Source organism: Erwinia endophytica (assembly GCF_009295515.1).
Taxonomy (GTDB): domain Bacteria; phylum Pseudomonadota; class Gammaproteobacteria; order Enterobacterales; family Enterobacteriaceae; genus Erwinia; species Erwinia endophytica.
Genome location: NZ_RQVV01000053.1, coordinates 202,125 through 219,195, shown reverse-complemented (window position 1 = coordinate 219,195; position 17,071 = coordinate 202,125). Strand labels below are relative to the sequence as shown.

Annotated in this window: 16 protein-coding genes; 8 read left to right on the top strand and 8 right to left on the bottom strand. The window is 49.8% G+C overall.

From position 1 onward, the window contains the following. Positions 1-5: 5 nt before the first annotated feature. Genes prmC through hemA form a run of 3 tightly spaced genes read right to left on the bottom strand, consistent with a single transcriptional unit; the run spans position 6 to position 3,207 of the window. Positions 6-833 (bottom strand): peptide chain release factor N(5)-glutamine methyltransferase, encoded by an 828-nt coding sequence (gene prmC / locus EH228_RS15685; protein ID WP_152322549.1) that lies wholly within the window; start codon positions 831-833, stop codon positions 6-8. Beyond that, entirely contained in the window at positions 833-1,915 is a 1,083-nt protein-coding gene (gene prfA / locus EH228_RS15680; RefSeq protein ID WP_152322548.1) for a peptide chain release factor 1, read from the bottom strand. Before prfA ends, prmC begins: the two co-directional genes overlap by 1 nt. A 35-nt stretch (positions 1,916-1,950) precedes the next feature. After that, on the bottom strand, positions 1,951-3,207 hold the full coding sequence (hemA, locus tag EH228_RS15675) for a glutamyl-tRNA reductase (RefSeq protein WP_152322705.1): 1,257 nt from the start codon (positions 3,205-3,207) through the stop codon (positions 1,951-1,953). 224 nt (positions 3,208-3,431) lie between these two features. Between hemA and lolB the strand changes: the two genes are divergently transcribed. The 4 genes from lolB to EH228_RS15655 all read left to right on the top strand — a co-directional run bounded on the left by lolB (position 3,432) and on the right by EH228_RS15655 (position 7,433). Then, a complete protein-coding gene (gene lolB, locus EH228_RS15670; protein WP_152322547.1) occupies positions 3,432-4,055 on the top strand; it encodes a lipoprotein insertase outer membrane protein LolB in 624 nt (207 codons plus the stop codon). Next, positions 4,052-4,942: a 4-(cytidine 5'-diphospho)-2-C-methyl-D-erythritol kinase gene (gene ispE, locus EH228_RS15665; protein ID WP_240116308.1), complete on the top strand. Its 891-nt coding sequence runs from the start codon at positions 4,052-4,054 to the stop codon at positions 4,940-4,942. The genes lolB and ispE overlap by 4 nt, the downstream gene beginning before the upstream one ends. 141 nt (positions 4,943-5,083) lie before the next feature. Next, positions 5,084-6,031 carry a ribose-phosphate diphosphokinase gene (prs, locus tag EH228_RS15660; protein ID WP_152322546.1) on the top strand — a complete coding sequence of 316 codons (948 nt, stop codon included), beginning with the start codon at positions 5,084-5,086 and terminating at the stop codon, positions 6,029-6,031. Between the two features lie 253 nt (positions 6,032-6,284). Beyond that, positions 6,285-7,433, top strand: a complete 1,149-nt coding sequence (locus EH228_RS15655) for a GGDEF domain-containing protein (protein ID WP_152322545.1) — start codon at positions 6,285-6,287, stop codon at positions 7,431-7,433. A 51-nt stretch (positions 7,434-7,484) separates the two neighbouring features. Here the strand turns inward: EH228_RS15655 and ychH are convergent, their stop codons facing one another. After that, a complete protein-coding gene (gene ychH, locus EH228_RS15650; RefSeq protein WP_152322544.1) occupies positions 7,485-7,766 on the bottom strand; it encodes a stress-induced protein YchH in 282 nt (93 codons plus the stop codon). A 265-nt stretch (positions 7,767-8,031) separates the two neighbouring features. On the opposite strand from ychH, the gene pth reads away from it, so the two are divergent. Next, a complete protein-coding gene (gene pth / locus EH228_RS15645; protein ID WP_152322543.1) occupies positions 8,032-8,619 on the top strand; it encodes an aminoacyl-tRNA hydrolase in 588 nt (195 codons plus the stop codon). 34 nt (positions 8,620-8,653) lie between these two features. On the opposite strand, the gene EH228_RS15640 is transcribed toward pth, so the two are convergent. Beyond that, positions 8,654-10,123 (bottom strand): SulP family inorganic anion transporter, encoded by a 1,470-nt coding sequence (locus EH228_RS15640; protein ID WP_152322542.1) that lies wholly within the window; start codon positions 10,121-10,123, stop codon positions 8,654-8,656. Between the two features lie 347 nt (positions 10,124-10,470). Between EH228_RS15640 and ychF the strand changes: the two genes are divergently transcribed. Continuing rightward, the gene (gene ychF / locus EH228_RS15635) at positions 10,471-11,562 is read left to right on the top strand and encodes a redox-regulated ATPase YchF (protein WP_152322541.1); all 1,092 of its coding nucleotides are present in this window, start codon (positions 10,471-10,473) and stop codon (positions 11,560-11,562) included. A gap of 946 nt (positions 11,563-12,508) precedes the next feature. Here ychF and EH228_RS15630 read toward each other — a convergent pair. Further along, positions 12,509-13,234, bottom strand: a complete 726-nt coding sequence (locus EH228_RS15630) for a dTMP kinase (protein WP_152322540.1) — start codon at positions 13,232-13,234, stop codon at positions 12,509-12,511. A gap of 154 nt (positions 13,235-13,388) precedes the next feature. Between EH228_RS15630 and EH228_RS15625 the strand changes: the two genes are divergently transcribed. After that, the gene (locus EH228_RS15625; protein ID WP_152322539.1) at positions 13,389-14,102 is read left to right on the top strand and encodes a nucleoside/nucleotide kinase family protein; all 714 of its coding nucleotides are present in this window, start codon (positions 13,389-13,391) and stop codon (positions 14,100-14,102) included. A 42-nt stretch (positions 14,103-14,144) separates the two neighbouring features. Continuing rightward, positions 14,145-14,915: a nucleoside/nucleotide kinase family protein gene (locus tag EH228_RS15620; protein WP_152322538.1), complete on the top strand. Its 771-nt coding sequence runs from the start codon at positions 14,145-14,147 to the stop codon at positions 14,913-14,915. 324 nt (positions 14,916-15,239) lie between these two features. Here the strand turns inward: EH228_RS15620 and EH228_RS15615 are convergent, their stop codons facing one another. Together EH228_RS15615 and EH228_RS15610 are read right to left on the bottom strand one after the other, a co-directional pair. Further along, complete coding sequence (locus EH228_RS15615; protein WP_152322537.1) at positions 15,240-15,599, bottom strand: diacylglycerol kinase; 360 nt, start codon at positions 15,597-15,599, stop codon at positions 15,240-15,242. Positions 15,600-15,627: 28 nt separating this feature from the next. Continuing rightward, positions 15,628-16,752, bottom strand: coding sequence for an N-acetyltransferase (locus EH228_RS15610; protein ID WP_152322536.1), 1,125 nt, complete (start codon positions 16,750-16,752; stop codon positions 15,628-15,630). Between the last annotated feature and the right edge of the window lie 319 nt (positions 16,753-17,071).

The following is a 17,071-nucleotide window of genomic DNA, read 5'->3' as shown; positions in this document are numbered from 1 at the left end:
CTCGGTTACGGTTTCTGAGCACAGGTTACGCGGTCATTGCCGCCATAATCTTGACAGGTTGTCACGGAGGAAAACCTGTTCTCGCGCAAAATAGTGCGTACTTGTTCAGCCTGTTGCCAGCCATGTTCCAGCAACAGCCAACCACCAGGCCGTAAATGTCGTCCGGCACCCGCGACAATAATTTTGATGTCCGACAGACCGTTATCCGCCGCCACTAACGCAGTCGCGGGTTCGAAGCGAACATCTCCCTGAGCCAGGTGTTCATCCGCTTCATCGATATAGGGCGGGTTGCTGACAATCATGGCGAACTGCTCACCGGTCAGCGCGCTAAACCAGTTGCTCTGGCGGAAGGACGCATTTGCAATCGCCAGACGCTGCGCATTACGCCGGGCCAGTTCGACCGCCGCCGCAATCCGATCCACGCCAATAACCTGACAGTCAGGACGCTCACTGGCCAATGCCAGCGCAATCGCCCCGGTCCCCGTCCCCAGATCAACCACCTTTGCGGCAGTAGGGAGGCGAGCCAGGGCCTGCTCTACCAACAATTCAGTATCAGGGCGGGGGATCAGCGTGTCGGGAGAAACAGCCAGCGACAAAGACCAGAATTCGCGCTCACCAGTAAGATAAGCGACAGGCTCGCCATTCGCGCGACGAGCCAGCAGACGATCCAGTTGTTCCTGTTGTGCCGTGTTAAGCGGCGTCTCATCAAAAGCGATCAACCAACTACGCGACTTTCCGGTGACAAACGCCAGCAGGATTTCCGCATCACGCTTCGGGCTTTCACTGCCCGGCAGTTGTGCAATCGCGGCCCGTAGCCACTGCCGGATCTCCATTATTCCTGTCCGGACAGCGCAGCCAGTTGATCCGCCTGATATTCCTGCACTACCGGCTCAATCAGCATATCCAGTTTGCCCTGCATCGCCTCTTCCAGACGGTAAACGGTCAGGTTGATACGATGATCAGTAATACGCCCCTGAGGATAATTGTAGGTACGGTTACGGTCAGAACGGTCCCCGGTTCCCAGCAGGTTACGGCGTGTGGACGCTTCTTCCTGCTGTCGGCGGGCCATCTCGGCAGCACGGATACGCGATCCCAATACCGCCAGTGCTTTGGCTTTATTTTTATGCTGGGAACGCTCGTCCTGACACTCCACCACAATACCGGTTGGCAGGTGGGTAATACGGATAGCGGAATCGGTGGTATTGACGTGCTGCCCCCCCGCACCCGAAGAGCGGAAAGTATCAATTTTCAGATCGACCGGGTTAATATCCGGCAGTTCGGCTTCAGGCACTTCCGGCATGACCGCCACAGTACAGGCGGAAGTATGGATACGCCCTTGCGATTCAGTCTCCGGCACACGCTGTACGCGGTGCCCGCCTGATTCGAATTTCAGACGACCATAGGCGCCCTCGCCGATAACTTTGGCGATCACTTCTTTATAACCGCCGTGCTCACCTTCATTGGCGCTCATCACTTCCACTCTCCAGCGGCGTGACTCGGCATAGCGGCAATACATGCGAAACAGATCGCCCGCAAAAATGGCGGCTTCATCTCCACCGGTTCCGGCTCGCACCTCCAGATAGCAGTTGCGCTCATCATCGGGATCTTTCGGCAGCAGTAATACCTGTAGCTCCTGTTCCAACTGTTCGCTGGCCTCGCGGGCTTCTTTCAACTCTTCCTGCGCCATATCGCGCATTTCGCTGTCGTTCAGCATCTCTTGCGCAGTGGCGATGTCATCCTGAGTCTGTTGCCAACGGCGAAAGCACTGAGTGACGTCCGTCAACTGAGCATATTCGCGCGACAGCGCACGAAAACGCTCTTGATCGGCAATTACGCCAGCATCGCCCAGCAACGCCTCAACTTCTTCATGGCGCTCCTGTAAGGCGACCAGTTTGGCAACAATAGAAGACTTCATTGATGGTATTTTACCTTGTTAATCAGAAAGAAAGACTAATCCAACCCGAGGCTGTCGCGTAAGATATGCAGGCGTTCAGTGTCCCCATCGCGGGCGGCCTGCTGAAGAGATTTGGTCGGTGCGTGAATTAAACGGTTGGTCAGTTTATGGGCCATATCGTGGATCACTTCTTGCGGTGAAGCCCCCTGTTGCAAGGCTGCCAGGGCGCGCGCTTCAAGCTCGCTACGTACCTGATCGGCCTGAGAACGATAGTCACGAATGGTTTCCACCGCGCTCTGCGCCCGCAGCCACGACATAAACTCACCGCTTTCCTGTTCCACAATATTTTCGGCTTGCAAGGCAGCGGCCTTACGCTGTGCCATGTTACTTTCAATAATCGCCTGCAAGTCATCAACGCTATAGAGATAAGCATTAGCCAGCTTGCCCACTTCCGGCTCCACGTCACGCGGAACCGCGATATCCACGATCAGCACCGGCTGATTGCGCCGTTTTTTCAGCGCTCGTTCCATCATCCCCTTACCAATAATAGGCAACGGACTGGCCGTTGAACTGATGATAATGTCGGCTTCCGACAGACGCTCATCAATGTCGGCCAGGCTAATCACTTCCGCCCCGACCTCATCAGCCAGTAATTGTGCTCGTTCACGCGTTCGGTTCGCGATGATCAGCTTCTGCACACCATGTTCGCGCAGATGGCGGGCCGCCAGCTCGATAGTCTCGCCTGCGCCAACCAACAGCACGGTCACTGTCGACAGCGATTCGAAAATCTGTCGTGCCAGCGTACAGGCAGCAAAAGCAACCGACACCGCACTGGCGCCAATATCGGTTTCAGTGCGGACACGTTTAGCCACTGAGAAGGACTTCTGGAACATCCTTTCCAGTTCACTGGTTATCGGATGACCACGGTGAGAATCGGCAAACGCTTTTTTCACCTGTCCGAGGATCTGCGGCTCTCCCAGTACCAGCGAATCCAGTCCACTGGCAACACGCATCAGGTGGCTGACCGCTTCGTCATCACGATGCCAGTAGAGGCTCTTACGGACCTCATCGGCACTAAGCTGATGATAATCACACAACCATTGCACCAACTGTTCTTGCAGATTCTCCTGCTGCTCGACGCTAAGATATAGCTCGGTCCGGTTACACGTGGACAGCACAACGCCGCCCTGTACTAGCGGTTGAGCCAATAAGCTGTTAAGAGCCTGATCCAACGTCTCCGGTGAGAAAGTGACACGTTCACGCAGAGCAACAGGCGCTGTTTTGTGATTAATTCCGAGAGCCAGCAACGTCATGGTGAGTAGATTGCGGTTATCCCACTGTTGATAGGGTTTTGTGAGGCGCATTCTACAAGATGCGCGAGATCAAGAAAAGCCATCCTTCGCCGAACGCTGTAACAAGATATAGCTATCAGCAGCAAATAATACAAATTGAACATTGACGCCGCCCTGGCAGGCCGCTAGCGTGAACGGTTAATTTGAGCCTGAATGCCTGACCGGAGTCTGAGGAGCTGACCCCAATGTTTATGAAGAATCGCCGTCTGATGCGGCTTCTCCCGCTAGCCAGCGTGTTACTGGCAGCCTGTAGCATCAATAAACCCCAGGGGCATGGGCAGAGCATCGCCTCGCCACAATGGCAACAGCACCAGCAGGAAGTGCAAAAAATTACCCAGTACCAAACGCGTGGCGCTTTTGCCTATCTTTCTGATAGCCAGAAAGTCTACGCGCGTTTTAACTGGCAGCAGACCGCGCCTGATCGCTATCGCCTGCTGCTGACTAACCCGCTTGGCAGCACCGAACTGCAACTGGATGTTCAGGGCAGCGTCGTGCAGATTGTCGACAATAAAGGCAAACGTTATGTCGGTAATGATGCTGAGAAAATGATCGCGCAACTCACCGGAATGGCTATCCCACTCAGCAATCTGCGTCAGTGGATGATGGGATTGCCGGGCGACGCCAGCGATTACTCGCTCGATTCTCAGTACCGCCTGCATGAAGTGAACTACAGCCGCAATGACCAGCACTGGAAAGTGGACTATCTGGGCTACGACCCGCAGCAAAATCCGAACCTGCCTGCCAATATGGAACTCCACGAAGGCAACCAGCGTATCAAACTGAAAATGGACACCTGGACTATTAAATGAGTGGCGACCTTGTTCAATCAGCCATGCCCGCCAGTGCGAAATGGCCCGCTCCCGCTAAACTGAATCTGTTCCTCTACGTGACGGGTCGTCGTCCCGACGGTTATCACCATCTGCAAACGTTGTTTCAGTTTTTGGATTTTGGCGACGAGTTGACCATCACCGCCGATAACAGCGGTACGATCAAACTGTTAACGGCGATCGACGGGGTGCCGCAGGAAGAGAACCTGGCCGTGCGCGCCGCTCAACTATTACGCCAGCAGGCGCAACTGCACGGCACGTTGCCGCCTCAAGCGGGTGCCTCTATCGCGATTGAAAAAAAACTGCCTATGGGCGGAGGATTGGGCGGAGGATCTTCCGATGCCGCGACGGTACTGGTAGCATTGAATCATTACTGGAAAACAGGCTTCAGTTTTGCCGAACTGGCGGCATTGGGTCTGACGCTGGGCGCGGACGTACCGGTGTTCGTGCAGGGATTTGCCGCCTTTGCGGAAGGCGTGGGTGAAGAACTGACCCCTGCCTCCCCCGCCGAAAAATGGTATCTGGTGGTTCATCCTGGCGTGCATATTTCCACCCCGGCGATATTTAACGATCCGGCGCTGCGCCGCGACACGCCGCGACGCAAAATCAGTGAATTATTACTGGCTGATTACCACAATGATTGTGAGCCAGTCGTAAGAAAACGTTTTCGCGAGGTTGAACAGCTTGTTTCCTGGCTGCTAGAATACGCGCCGTCGCGCCTGACGGGAACCGGCGCTTGTGTGTTTGCTGAATTTGACACCGAGTCCACTGCCCGTAAGGTGTTCGATCTTGTGCCGAAAAAGTGGCAGGGCTTTGTTGCGCGAGGCGTTAATATTTCGCCGCTGCACCGCTACCTTTCGTCACAATAAGAGCCGCTGTGCTCCTTTGTCCTGTTCCTTGAAGTTACACAGCGCTCAATACTATCCCCGTATGAACCCGTCAGTGGTATACCGCCCAGTGCCACTGACGATGTTGTTCATTCTCTGGACGCAAAGCCTGAGGTTCTTCTCGTGCCTGATATGAAGCTTTTTGCTGGTAACGCCACCCCGGAACTAGCACAACGTATTGCCAACCGCCTTTACACTAGCCTGGGCGACGCCGCTGTCGGTCGTTTCAGTGATGGTGAAGTGAGCGTACAAATCAATGAAAATGTACGCGGTGGTGATATTTTCATCATCCAGTCCACCTGTGCGCCGACCAATGACAACCTGATGGAGCTGGTGGTCATGGTAGATGCCCTGCGTCGTGCTTCCGCTGGCCGTATCACCGCAGTTATCCCTTACTTTGGTTATGCCCGTCAGGATCGTCGTGTGCGCTCCGCGCGCGTACCGATCACGGCTAAAGTGGTGGCTGATTTCCTCTCCAGCGTTGGTGTTGACCGTGTATTGACTGTGGATCTGCATGCTGAGCAGATTCAGGGCTTCTTTGACGTCCCGGTTGATAACGTCTTCGGCAGCCCTATCCTGTTGGAAGACATGCTGCAGATTGGCCTGGAAAACCCCATTGTGGTTTCTCCGGATATTGGTGGCGTGGTACGCGCCCGCGCGATTGCCAAACTGCTGAACGATACGGATATGGCAATCATCGACAAACGTCGCCCACGTGCCAACGTTTCACAGGTGATGCACATCATCGGTGACGTTGCTGGTCGGGATTGCGTTCTGGTTGATGACATGATCGATACAGGGGGAACGCTGTGCAAAGCCGCCGAGGCGCTCAAGGAACGCGGTGCTAAACGTGTATTCGCCTACGCCACCCACCCGATTTTCTCCGGTAATGCCGTGGAAAATCTGCGTCATTCGGTCATTGACGAAGTGGTGGTTTGCGACACCATTCCGTTGTCGGATGCTATCAAAGCGCTGCCCAATGTGCGTACTCTGACGCTGTCTGGCATGCTGGCTGAAGCGATTCGACGTATTAGCAACGAAGAATCCATCTCTGCCATGTTTGAGCATTGATCGTGAGGGGACAGGACTATCTGTCCCTTTTTTACGCCCCCTGCCCCTTATATCAGTAAACCGGGTTAATTGATTTTATTCATTAACCACGCAGCTTATCGCCAATCATTTCTTAACTTATTGATTTTTACACTGATTATTATTCATTGAATCTTTTTATTCATTTTTTCAGTTAAACACAACTGCAGGGTCTTCTGAGCGCTATTTATTAATGCTATTTTGCTCAGATCGATCCACCAGGAATATTCTCAATATGACATTTGACATCTTTACCCTTGTCATATGCGAACTGTATGTACTGTTTTTTCTGAGCATCATCATGGTTTTCGCCTGGAAAGGGTCACAATATAACCATGCGCTTGGTTTTCAGTGCCTGTCGCTGATTATCTCTGTCGTCGCGGTTTACCTGCGTAATGCAGAAGCGATGTTTTGGACCATCGTGGTTAGCAATATTTTACTGATACTGGCTTACAGTATGCAGGTGCTGGCATTTCGCTCGTTTCGTCGAGCAAAGAGTGGTGTTCTCTGGCTTCTCGGCCCGCTGATTTGGACATTGCTCTGTTTGACTCCACCATTTTACTACTCTCCGTGGCACCGTCATCTCGCTAACTGTATATTGTGCATTATCTATACAGCCTGGATGATCGCCGAACTGCACCGCTCTCGTCTCCTCTTGCCCGTCACCTACTGGCCAGTGCAACTACTGCTGTGGATCCATCTGTTTCTCCATCTTGTCCGTATTCTGCTCATGAGCTTGACTTCCAGCCCATGGTACAACGTCATCAGCTTCTCTACGTTCTCCATTTACATCATTCTTGAATCGACAATGCTGGTCATTAGCCTGACTTTCGCCATGTTGGCGATGGTCAATGAACACACACAGATTAAATACAAACAGGCATCTCTGCTTGATCCTCTAACCGGTATCTGGAATCGTCGCGCCTTGTTTGAAAAAGGCAACAAGCTGGGCAAATTTTGTTTAAAAAAAAACCTTCCATTGGCAGTAATACTGTTCGATCTCGATCACTTCAAATCCATCAATGACTGTTTCGGGCATTATCTGGGCGACATCGTACTGATGGATTTTTGTCGGCAGGTGGAATCGTTCATGCCTGTAACAGGATATTTTGCCCGGTTGGGCGGTGAAGAATTTGCCGCCATTATCAGCGCCAGTGAAAAAGAAGCACTGGACTATGCCGAAAACATACGCAGGGCGGTGGAAAATGCACGGCCGGAAGGGGTTCATTACACCGTCAGTATTGGCGTAGCGACTCGCCTCTGCCCCCATCAGCCAATTGCTTCGTTGATGGTTGCCGCCGATGAAGCGCTCTATCAGGCAAAAGCACAGGGCAGAAACCGGGTGAGGTTGTTTGTTGCATCACCGCTCGCTGAGATATCTTGAAGGGACCGGAAAAGCAAAACGCCTCCGGCAAGGAGGCGTGAATGACGCGGCTCAGTGCTGGAGATGATTTGACGTCCGGCGACAGCGTTTATCACCATAGTGCCGGATCCAGTAGTAGCGATCAGTCACTTTTTCACGTCCGCTAATACTCGCCCCCACCAGCCACATCAGCGCACCGATAAAAATACCAAAGATAGCGCTATGCGTCATAAACTGAGGCAATTGTAGTTGTGGCAGTTGATTCAATACTGCGTAACCAATACCAGCTACCATCACCACCAGCCCCAGGGCCATCAATGAATTACCGGTAATATTGGCATGTTTACGTTTCATTTTTCACCTCCGGAAATCAGTGCAAAAGCGTGTTCTCACACTGTAGTGTCATAATTTTATGCAATGGTTTACTTATTCGTTGCGCAGCAGATCACATTTGTTGCTAAAACTTGGACAAATTTTTACACGCAATACACTGACTTATCGCTAGAAAACGTATTATTACGCTATTCAATTATTGCTTTGTTGCTCACAATTTTGAGTTCTTTAACCGCTCTTAGTACACTGGCGCCCTTCCCTATGCACTCATCAGGAACAGAACGACGTGAATAGCATTAAACTGATTGTGGGTCTGGCCAATCCCGGCGCTGAATACGCCGCAACGCGCCATAACGCCGGGGCCTGGTATGTCGATTTACTGGCGGAACGCCACAATCAGTCGTTGAAAGAAGAAAGTAAGTTTTATGGTCATACCGCCCGACTGAATATTGCCGGTGAAGATATCCGCTTGCTGGTTCCCACGACCTTTATGAACCTGAGCGGTAAAGCCGTGGCGGCGATGGCCACTTTTTACCGTATCGCGCCGGAAGAGATTCTGGTGGCACATGATGAGCTGGATTTGCCGCCAGGGGTGGCGAAGTTCAAACAGGGCGGCGGCCATGGCGGCCATAACGGACTGAAAGACATCATCAACAAGTTGGGGAACAATCAAAACTTCCATCGTCTGCGGATCGGCATCGGCCATCCTGGTGACCGAAACAAAGTGGTGGGGTTTGTACTGGGTAAACCTCCGGCAACCGAGCAACAACTGATTGATGGCGCAGTAGACGAAGCGGCGCGCTGTACCGAACTCTGGCTGAAGGAAGACCGCCTGAAAGCGATGAACCGGCTGCATAGTTTCAAAGCGGGATAAACCCACTCATGGATTTATCCCCGGTAGTTACCGGCTAGCGCGCGGCACAATCTGCATCATCCCGTTCGTGACTGCAAAACGGCCCTGCCTGCGTTAAAAGTTCGATGCAATCTGCGCTAAGATGGCGCAAGCGTACGCTTTTACCCACCGCGACATAGCGAGCGGTCAGTTTATCGATAGCCTCGACCCCACTGGAGTCCATCACCCGGGTACGGGCAAAATCGATAATCACCTTCTGCGGGTCTTTCTCCGGATGGAACAATTCATGGAAACGGGCGACAGAGCCAAAGAATAACGGCCCTTCCAGTTGATAGACCTTCTGCTCAGCACTTTCTTCCTGCGCAAAGATAGCGATACGTACATGTTGCCAGGCAAAAACCAGTGCCGAGATAACCATACCGAAGATAACTGCCATCGCCAGGTCGGTATAAATGGTGACCACCGTCACCGCGATCATAATAATCGCATCGGCTTTCGGCATGCATTTCAGACGTTGGAAAGAACGCCATTCAAAGGTATTAATACAGACGACCAACATAATCCCAGCCAATGCCGCCACCGGTAACAGTGCAATATATTTCGACAGACTGACCACAAACAGGATCAGGAGTAACGCCCCCACCAGGTTAGAAATACGACCACGTCCACCCGAGGTGAAGTTGATAATCGACTGACCAATCATCGCGCATCCGGCAAAGCTACCGAAAAAGCCACAGAGGGTATTACCGATACCCTGTGCCACGCACTCTTTATTGCTGTCACCTTTCTTCCTCCCCATTTCATCGAGGACCGTCAACGTCAGCAACGATTCGATCAATCCAACCAGGGCGATAATGACCGAATATGGCAACACCACCTTTAATGCCGTCCAGTTTAGCGCAACCTCAGGCAGATGAAATGCCGGCAGAGTACCGGAGATATCCGCCAGGTCGCCCACGCGGCGGGTATCCAAACCACAACCGATGACCAGAGCGCTGATAGCAATCAGAGCGGCCAGCGAGCCAGGGATAGCTTTGCTCAATTTAGGGAACAGCCAGACAATTAACATGGTCAGCGCCACCAGACTGTACGTCAGTGGCCCCTGATGTTTGATCAGCGGGATTTGCGCCAACGCGATAACAATGGCCAGGCCATTAACAAAGCCATAAATAGCGGGCTGCGGCACCAGGCAGATAAATTTTCCCAGTCGGAACAGACCAATAAGCAGCTGGATCAACCCAGCCAAAATAGTCGCCAGCAACACATACTGATAACCATGAGCTGCAATCAAACTGACCAGCACGACCACGATAGAACCCGCTGCGCCAGAGATCATGCCGGGTTTTCCCCCAAACAACGCGGTGACCAGCCCAAGGATAAAAGCGGTATGCAGGCCAATCGTTGGCGACAGCCCGGCGAGCAGCGAAAAAGCGGTGGCTTCAGGGATTAGGGCCACGGAGACAACCGCGCCAGCCAAAATATCATTTTTTACCCCGGCCACGCTGAGGTTGCTCAGATTGAACATGCTAATTTTCCATCATAATAATGCTACCAGTGGTGACAACACCGCCAGGTAAGTGAGTATCGTCAAACTCGTCAGAAAGACATGAAGTGCAACAGATGTTGCGGGAGAAGGAAAAATCAGGGTGGCGTAAGCAACGTGCTAGGCATCAGCAAGGCTCTCCATCAATTGTCAAGTTATGTCAGTATGGTGGAATGTGAACAAGATCTCAACTTTGATCCTTTCCCCCCAATTGGAAAACAACGCCATTGAGTCGATAATTACGTGTATAATGCGCGGTAATAATACTCTCAGACAGTTCAGTGACTCTATCAACTCACTGATTATTAAGAAATTAAGGTGATTCAACGATGGGATTTAAATGCGGTATTGTGGGCCTGCCAAATGTTGGGAAATCCACCCTGTTCAATGCGTTAACCAAAGCGGGCATCGAAGCAGCAAACTTCCCGTTCTGTACCATTGAACCGAATACCGGCGTGGTGCCAATGCCAGATCCCCGTCTGGACAAGCTGGCGGAAATCGTCAAGCCGCAGCGTATCCTGCCAACGACCATGGAGTTCGTGGATATCGCCGGACTGGTTAAAGGCGCTTCCAAAGGTGAAGGTCTGGGTAACCAGTTTCTGACCAACATCCGCGAAACTGAAGCGATCGGCCATGTGGTTCGCTGTTTCGAGAACGACAACATTATCCATGTGAATAATAAAGTCGATCCGGCTGATGATATTGACGTGATCAATACCGAGCTGGCGTTGTCCGATCTGGATACCTGTGAACGCGCGCTGCAACGTGTGCAAAAACGCGCTAAAGGCGGTGACAAAGACGCGAAAGCCGAACAGGTCGCGCTGGAAAAATGCCGGGCGCATCTGGAAAACGCCGGAATGCTACGTTCACTGGATCTGAGCGAAGAAGATAAAGCCGCTATCCGCTACCTGAGCTTTCTGACGCTGAAGCCCACGATGTATATCGCCAACGTTAACGAAGACGGTTTCGATAACAACCCTTATCTGGACGTGGTGCGGGCGATTGCCGAGAAAGAAGGTTCCGTCGTGGTACCGGTGTGTGCCGCTGTAGAATCCGATATTGCCGAGCTGGACGACGAGGATCGCGAGGAGTTTATGGCCGAACTGGGGCTGGAAGAACCGGGCCTGAACCGCGTCATTCGTGCGGGCTACGCCCTGCTGAATCTGCAGACCTACTTCACCGCAGGTGTGAAAGAAGTCCGTGCCTGGACCATCCCGGTTGGTGCGACAGCGCCACAGGCCGCGGGTAAAATTCATACCGACTTTGAGAAAGGCTTTATCCGCGCCCAAACGATCAGCTATGAAGATTTCATCACCTACAAAGGTGAACAGGGTGCAAAAGAAGCCGGCAAGATGCGATCCGAAGGCAAAGATTACATCGTGAAAGATGGTGATGTGATGAATTTCTTATTTAACGTCTGAATAATCTTGAGTGGGTTCAGACGATCTCACCCCCTCAAAATCACGTTAAAAAACCATAAATCCACGCAATGCGTGGATTTTTTCATAGCGTCTCAAGCAACCCCATATCAGCGCTGTCATAAATGTTACCACAGCGGTATTGAATCCGGTTGACGCGCGCCGGGATGTGGGTGAACAACAGCTCGCCATCAGGGACAAGATCATTAAAAACAATAAAATAACTCACAAGCAAGAGATAATTTCCAATTAAATATTAATTTAGTTGGAAATTATGTTTTTGTTTTGGCAATGCCATATTGTCGCTTTTTGCAAATACAAATAAAGTCATTTAATTAAATATATTATAAGAAGTAAGTCAATTAGCTTATGTATTCCACTCACAATGCATAAGAATTACTTTCCCACTTTTCCTGGCTCTGGCATCGCCAGTAAGTATAATGGCCGTCGAAGATAATTAAACACTGCCGCTCGCATCATCGCTCCAACGGATAACACACCTTTACCGTAAAGGTGTTCAGCTTTTAGCGAATGAAAAAGGTTGATCATACTGATATTATCACCGCGACGGACACTGTCTGTTAGCCAGACGCAGGACGCTATCACGTCACATTATGTGATAAAAATAGGTACTCAATAGCGGTTCCAAATAGTACTACAAGTATAGCAATGTAGATAAGCAGACTGTCGCGCGAGCCGAGGCTCCAGGGACGGATCCTCGCCGCAAGCGTCAGGGTTTCGTGACAAAAGGTGGATAAAAATACCCCTTACGCGGCTGACGGGTTGATGCCGGATATGTGGCTTGGAGTGGAGAGTTTACTCAACGCCAGACACTCCACTCATTGGCGGGGAGTCCAACAAGGCCAAACAGCCGATATCCACTTCACACAGACGGCTTCTTCCCGAACATCATCGGCGGTTTGGCATTGGATACAATGACGATAGAAGGCTATGAGGTGGCGACAGACTTGCCTTCATCAATATAGTGATAGCCACGCGTTTCCATGAAATTCGTTACGGCTTCCTCAGCTGCACGTAATACCTCATCAAGCGGTTTATTAGCATCAAGATCAATAATTTTTGCGCCTTCAAATGTCAGTTTTGGCGTTATAGCTATTTTCCTGGCGAGAGACTCTCGCTCATGATCCGGCTTACGTGCGCAGGCGACATCAAGATCAACATTGAGTTTAATGACTAAATCAGGTTTCTGAGTGGCCATCCAGTAAAAAGCCGCCCTCTCACGTCCCGCCAGCCATGTCACAAAACGATTACCCGGTACGCTGGGAGGAAGCAGCATGCCATCATAAGCACCAGGAAACTGAACTTGAGGGAAACGATCGGACAATATAATGAAACCACGTTTACGCAAAGCCAGCATACGCCGAAAACGCAATAATCGGCGTACCACAAAAGACATAATGACTAAAGCAGGCAAAGCGCTGGGATGAGACTTAGCGACCTTGGTTTTATTCTTATCTATTGACTTGCGAAGAATACGCCCCATGAAAGGAAGCTTAACGACCGCACGTTCTACATTACCAGCCTGTTTACCCAGGTGAACCTGAGCTGCGGGACCATATTTTTCCAGACAGCTAATAAGGTGTTCACAAACAGTGGATTTCCCAGAACCATCGCTGCCAATAACCGATATTAGCGGTGGGAATTTAGAATGCATAAAAAATACTCTCCCTCAATATATTTCGAAGAATATATCATTTGTAAAGAGAAAAGTCGTCAATAGTAGCTCTTATTGCTAAATGGGAAAAATATTTTGAAGGTCGAGGGTCAATTAGCATACAATATCTTTTTTTAATCTTAGGTTTTTGGAAGTGAGTCAAGAGATTACCCCCTTTACCAACCATGCCCCTGTGCGTGTGATTGCGATAACCGGTTGTGATGGCTCTGGTAAATCGACTTTAGCTGCCAGTTTAGTCAGCCATCTTTCTACGCAATGGCCGACACAACAGCTTTATCTCGGGCAGTCATCGGGACGCATAGGTGAATGGATCAGCAGTCTACCCATTATTGGGGCTTGTGTTGGTCGCTATTTGGTGGCTAAGTCTGATCGTGTACATGACAGGCCCAGCGCTCCCCCAGGTAATGTCACCTCTCTGGTTATCTATTTACTGTCTTGTTGGCGCGCCTACAAATTCAGGAAAATGCTGAAGAAGACTCAACAGGGGCAATTACTGGTTACCGATCGTTACCCGCAAGCTGAGGTCGCGGGGTTTCGCTTTGATGGGCCTCAGTTGGCAAAAGCAACTGGAGGTAACTTTTGGGTACGCGCGCTGAGAAAACGTGAGCAAAAACTGTACCAGTGGATGGCCTCTTATCCTCCCCTGTTATTGATTCGACTTAATGTTGACGAACAAACGGCGTATTCACGCAAGCCTGATCACAAGCTCGAAGCATTGCGCGAGAAAATCAAGGTCATACCCAATCTTACTTTTAATGGCGCAAAGATTCTTGATTTAGATGGCCGGGAACCCGCCAGTAAGATTCTCGATGAATCGTTAGATGCGATTCGCACTTCTCTTTCGTAGTCACAAGCTCAGGCTTGTGCATACCTTTTGATATCAATATAAATGCAAACAGACAGAGTGAATACAGACAACGAATCATCCCCCACTTATGTGCCAGGGCTTGTTGCGGTAGTGGGTTGTGATGGCACGGGCAAATCCACGCTTACAGCAGACTTAGTCAAAAACCTGCAGAAGCATTTTGTGACTGAACGTCGCTATTTAGGGCTCATCTCCGGTGAAGACGGCGATAAAATTAAACGTTTGCCGTTTATCGGGGTATGGCTTGAGCGACGCCTGGCGGCCAAATCTGAGAAAACGCAGAGCATGAGTAGCAAAGCGCCACCTCTCTGGGCTGCCTTAATAATGTACGGGCTCTCATTGTGGCGTGAGTCTAATTTAGGCAAAGTACAACGTCTGGCACAAAGTGGCGTATTGGTGATTAGTGATCGCTTTCCACAGGCCGAAATGTCAGGTTTTCATTATGACGGACCGGGCATTGGCGTCGAACGCGTGACTGGCTGGCTGATGACCCGACTGGCATTACGTGAGCGCAAGTTGTATCAACGAATGGCTTTATGCCGTCCTGAATTAATTATTCGCCTTGATATTGATGTCGAAACCGCTTTTGCCCGTAAACCTGACCATAGTTATGAAGAGTTGCAGGATAAAATTGCGGTAATGGTCGAGCTTAATTACAACGGTTCCCGGATTCTCGATCTGGACTCCAGAGCACCCTATAACGAAGTGTTGGAAAAGGCTCTGGATGCCGTATCTTCCGTAGCGGTAGCTTCTCAGCGTAGACAGCAAGAGGTGGTCTGTAACCAACCCGCATAATCACTAATCACACGATGAGAGATTGCCACAGGTATATATCCTCAGCGGAAGAACAAAGCAAAAATACCGGCGCTAACCGCATCACATCAATACCACACAGCCCAGTGCATAGTTTGTTCATGCACTGGGCTGTCTTATTCTTGACGTTGAGAATAGCTATTGGGATGCTCTGGTGGCGTCAACCAATGAACTGACACGTTCAGATTCAGTTGGCTAATTACGCCTCAACACATCGATAGTTTGCAGAATGACGGGTATATTTATTGAGCATCAGCATTATCTGAGATAATGCCTGTTCACAATATTAACTACCCGTCTGAATGTTCAAAGCAAAACAATTAACCAAATTATGATGGTCATCACCACAGTAACTAACTGTGCCGCTCCCCCCAAATCTTTTGCCCGCTTTGATAATGGATGGATATCTAAAGAAATTCGATCTATTACCGTTTCAATGGCGGTGTTAAGTAACTCGACCATCAATAAAAGAAAACAACTGGAAATCAAGAATAAACGCTCTATTTTTGTCACGTCCAAAAAAAGTGCGATAACCAGTAATATTGCGCTAATAATAAACAACTGACGAAAGGCATCCTCAGTTAACAAGGCATTAACAAAACCAGCCAGCGAATGATTAATGCTGCTTGTTAATCGCTTGATCCCTTTCCTCTTTTCAAGTGACATCAACGTTTTCTCTTATAACATATTTTAGTTAGAGATGTTTTTCGTACAAACGATAACGCTTATAAGGGACCGCACCAATTTTCTCCAGGATAGTTCGCATACCGGTATTGGTCTCTAAGATCCAGGACATCTCTAAAGCATCAATATTCCGCTTCGCGAAGGGATCACGTAACGCTTCAATAAGTAGCAGGGCAATGACGGGTCCCATACGACTGAAATGATACTCATGGCGCACCCCCATCAGTGGCACTCGGGCGGTTCGCACCCCACTCACCTTCAGACGCCACAGTAACTTAGCCCAGCCAAAAGGAAACAAACGCCCATTCAGACCCGAGATCGCCTCATTAATATTTGGCAAACCAACGATAAACGCCACAGGAACAGAATCTATTTCCGCAACATAAATCAGGTCATCCGGTACCAGGAACTTTAACTGTTCTCCCATGGTAGCAAACTCGTGCTCAGTAAAAGGCACAAATCCCCAATTATTCTGCCATCCAGAGTTAAAGATCTCCCGTAACACCTGCATTTCTTCATTAAACCGCTTACGATCCAGACGGCGGATGGTCACTTTTTTGCGCACATTTGCCATGAGTTTGTTTAATGACGGAGAAAAATGCAGGTCTGTTCGCTTCATCCAATAAGCCAGTAAATCTATCCCCTGGGTATACCCCTGCTGCTCTACCCTGGTGCCATAATAAGGTTTACCATGAACCATTAACGCTGAAGGTGGCGTATCAAAACCATCAATCAACAAGCCACTCTCCTGGTTGATATTAAGGCTAAAGGGGCCAGTGATTTTTGTCGCGCCTTTAGACTTCAACCACGCTTCTGCTGCGGCAAATAGTGCGCTGAAAACTTCAGGATCATCAATGGCATCAATCATGCCAAAATGCCCGGTATCCTCACCATAAAGTTCGCGGTGCAATGTATCAATTTGCGCCGTTATCCTGCCGACAACCTGCTCCCCTTTTTTGGCTACCCATGCCTGCCACTCTATATGTTCACTGCTTGGGTTTTTCTCAGAAAGGTGCTCTAAGCGTTCCAGATACAAGGGATCAATCCAGTTAGGATCACCGTGATACAGTGAAGACGGAAAAGCTATAAATTCCTTGAGATCACGCTTATCCACGACTTTTTCAATGCGAAACATAAACACCCTTATATCTATCTATAAAAAATATACTGAAAAAACACACAATGAATCTGTCTACATTATCCAGTATGTGAGCTATTGATATTTTGTCCTTACCCACCTTGCTGGAAACAGAAAAAGCAATAATGCCTTACCTAATTCTGACAAAAACATTTCAAATAAATACCGCATTAGTAACGATGGGTGATTATTAGATTTAAATATAATCATACGTTATGGACATATCCCCTTCATCGCAATGCTGTTGTCAGAACAGATGCAATACATTATTCCTCCAGACCTCAACAAGTCAGAAGTAACATTAACGGCAGATTTT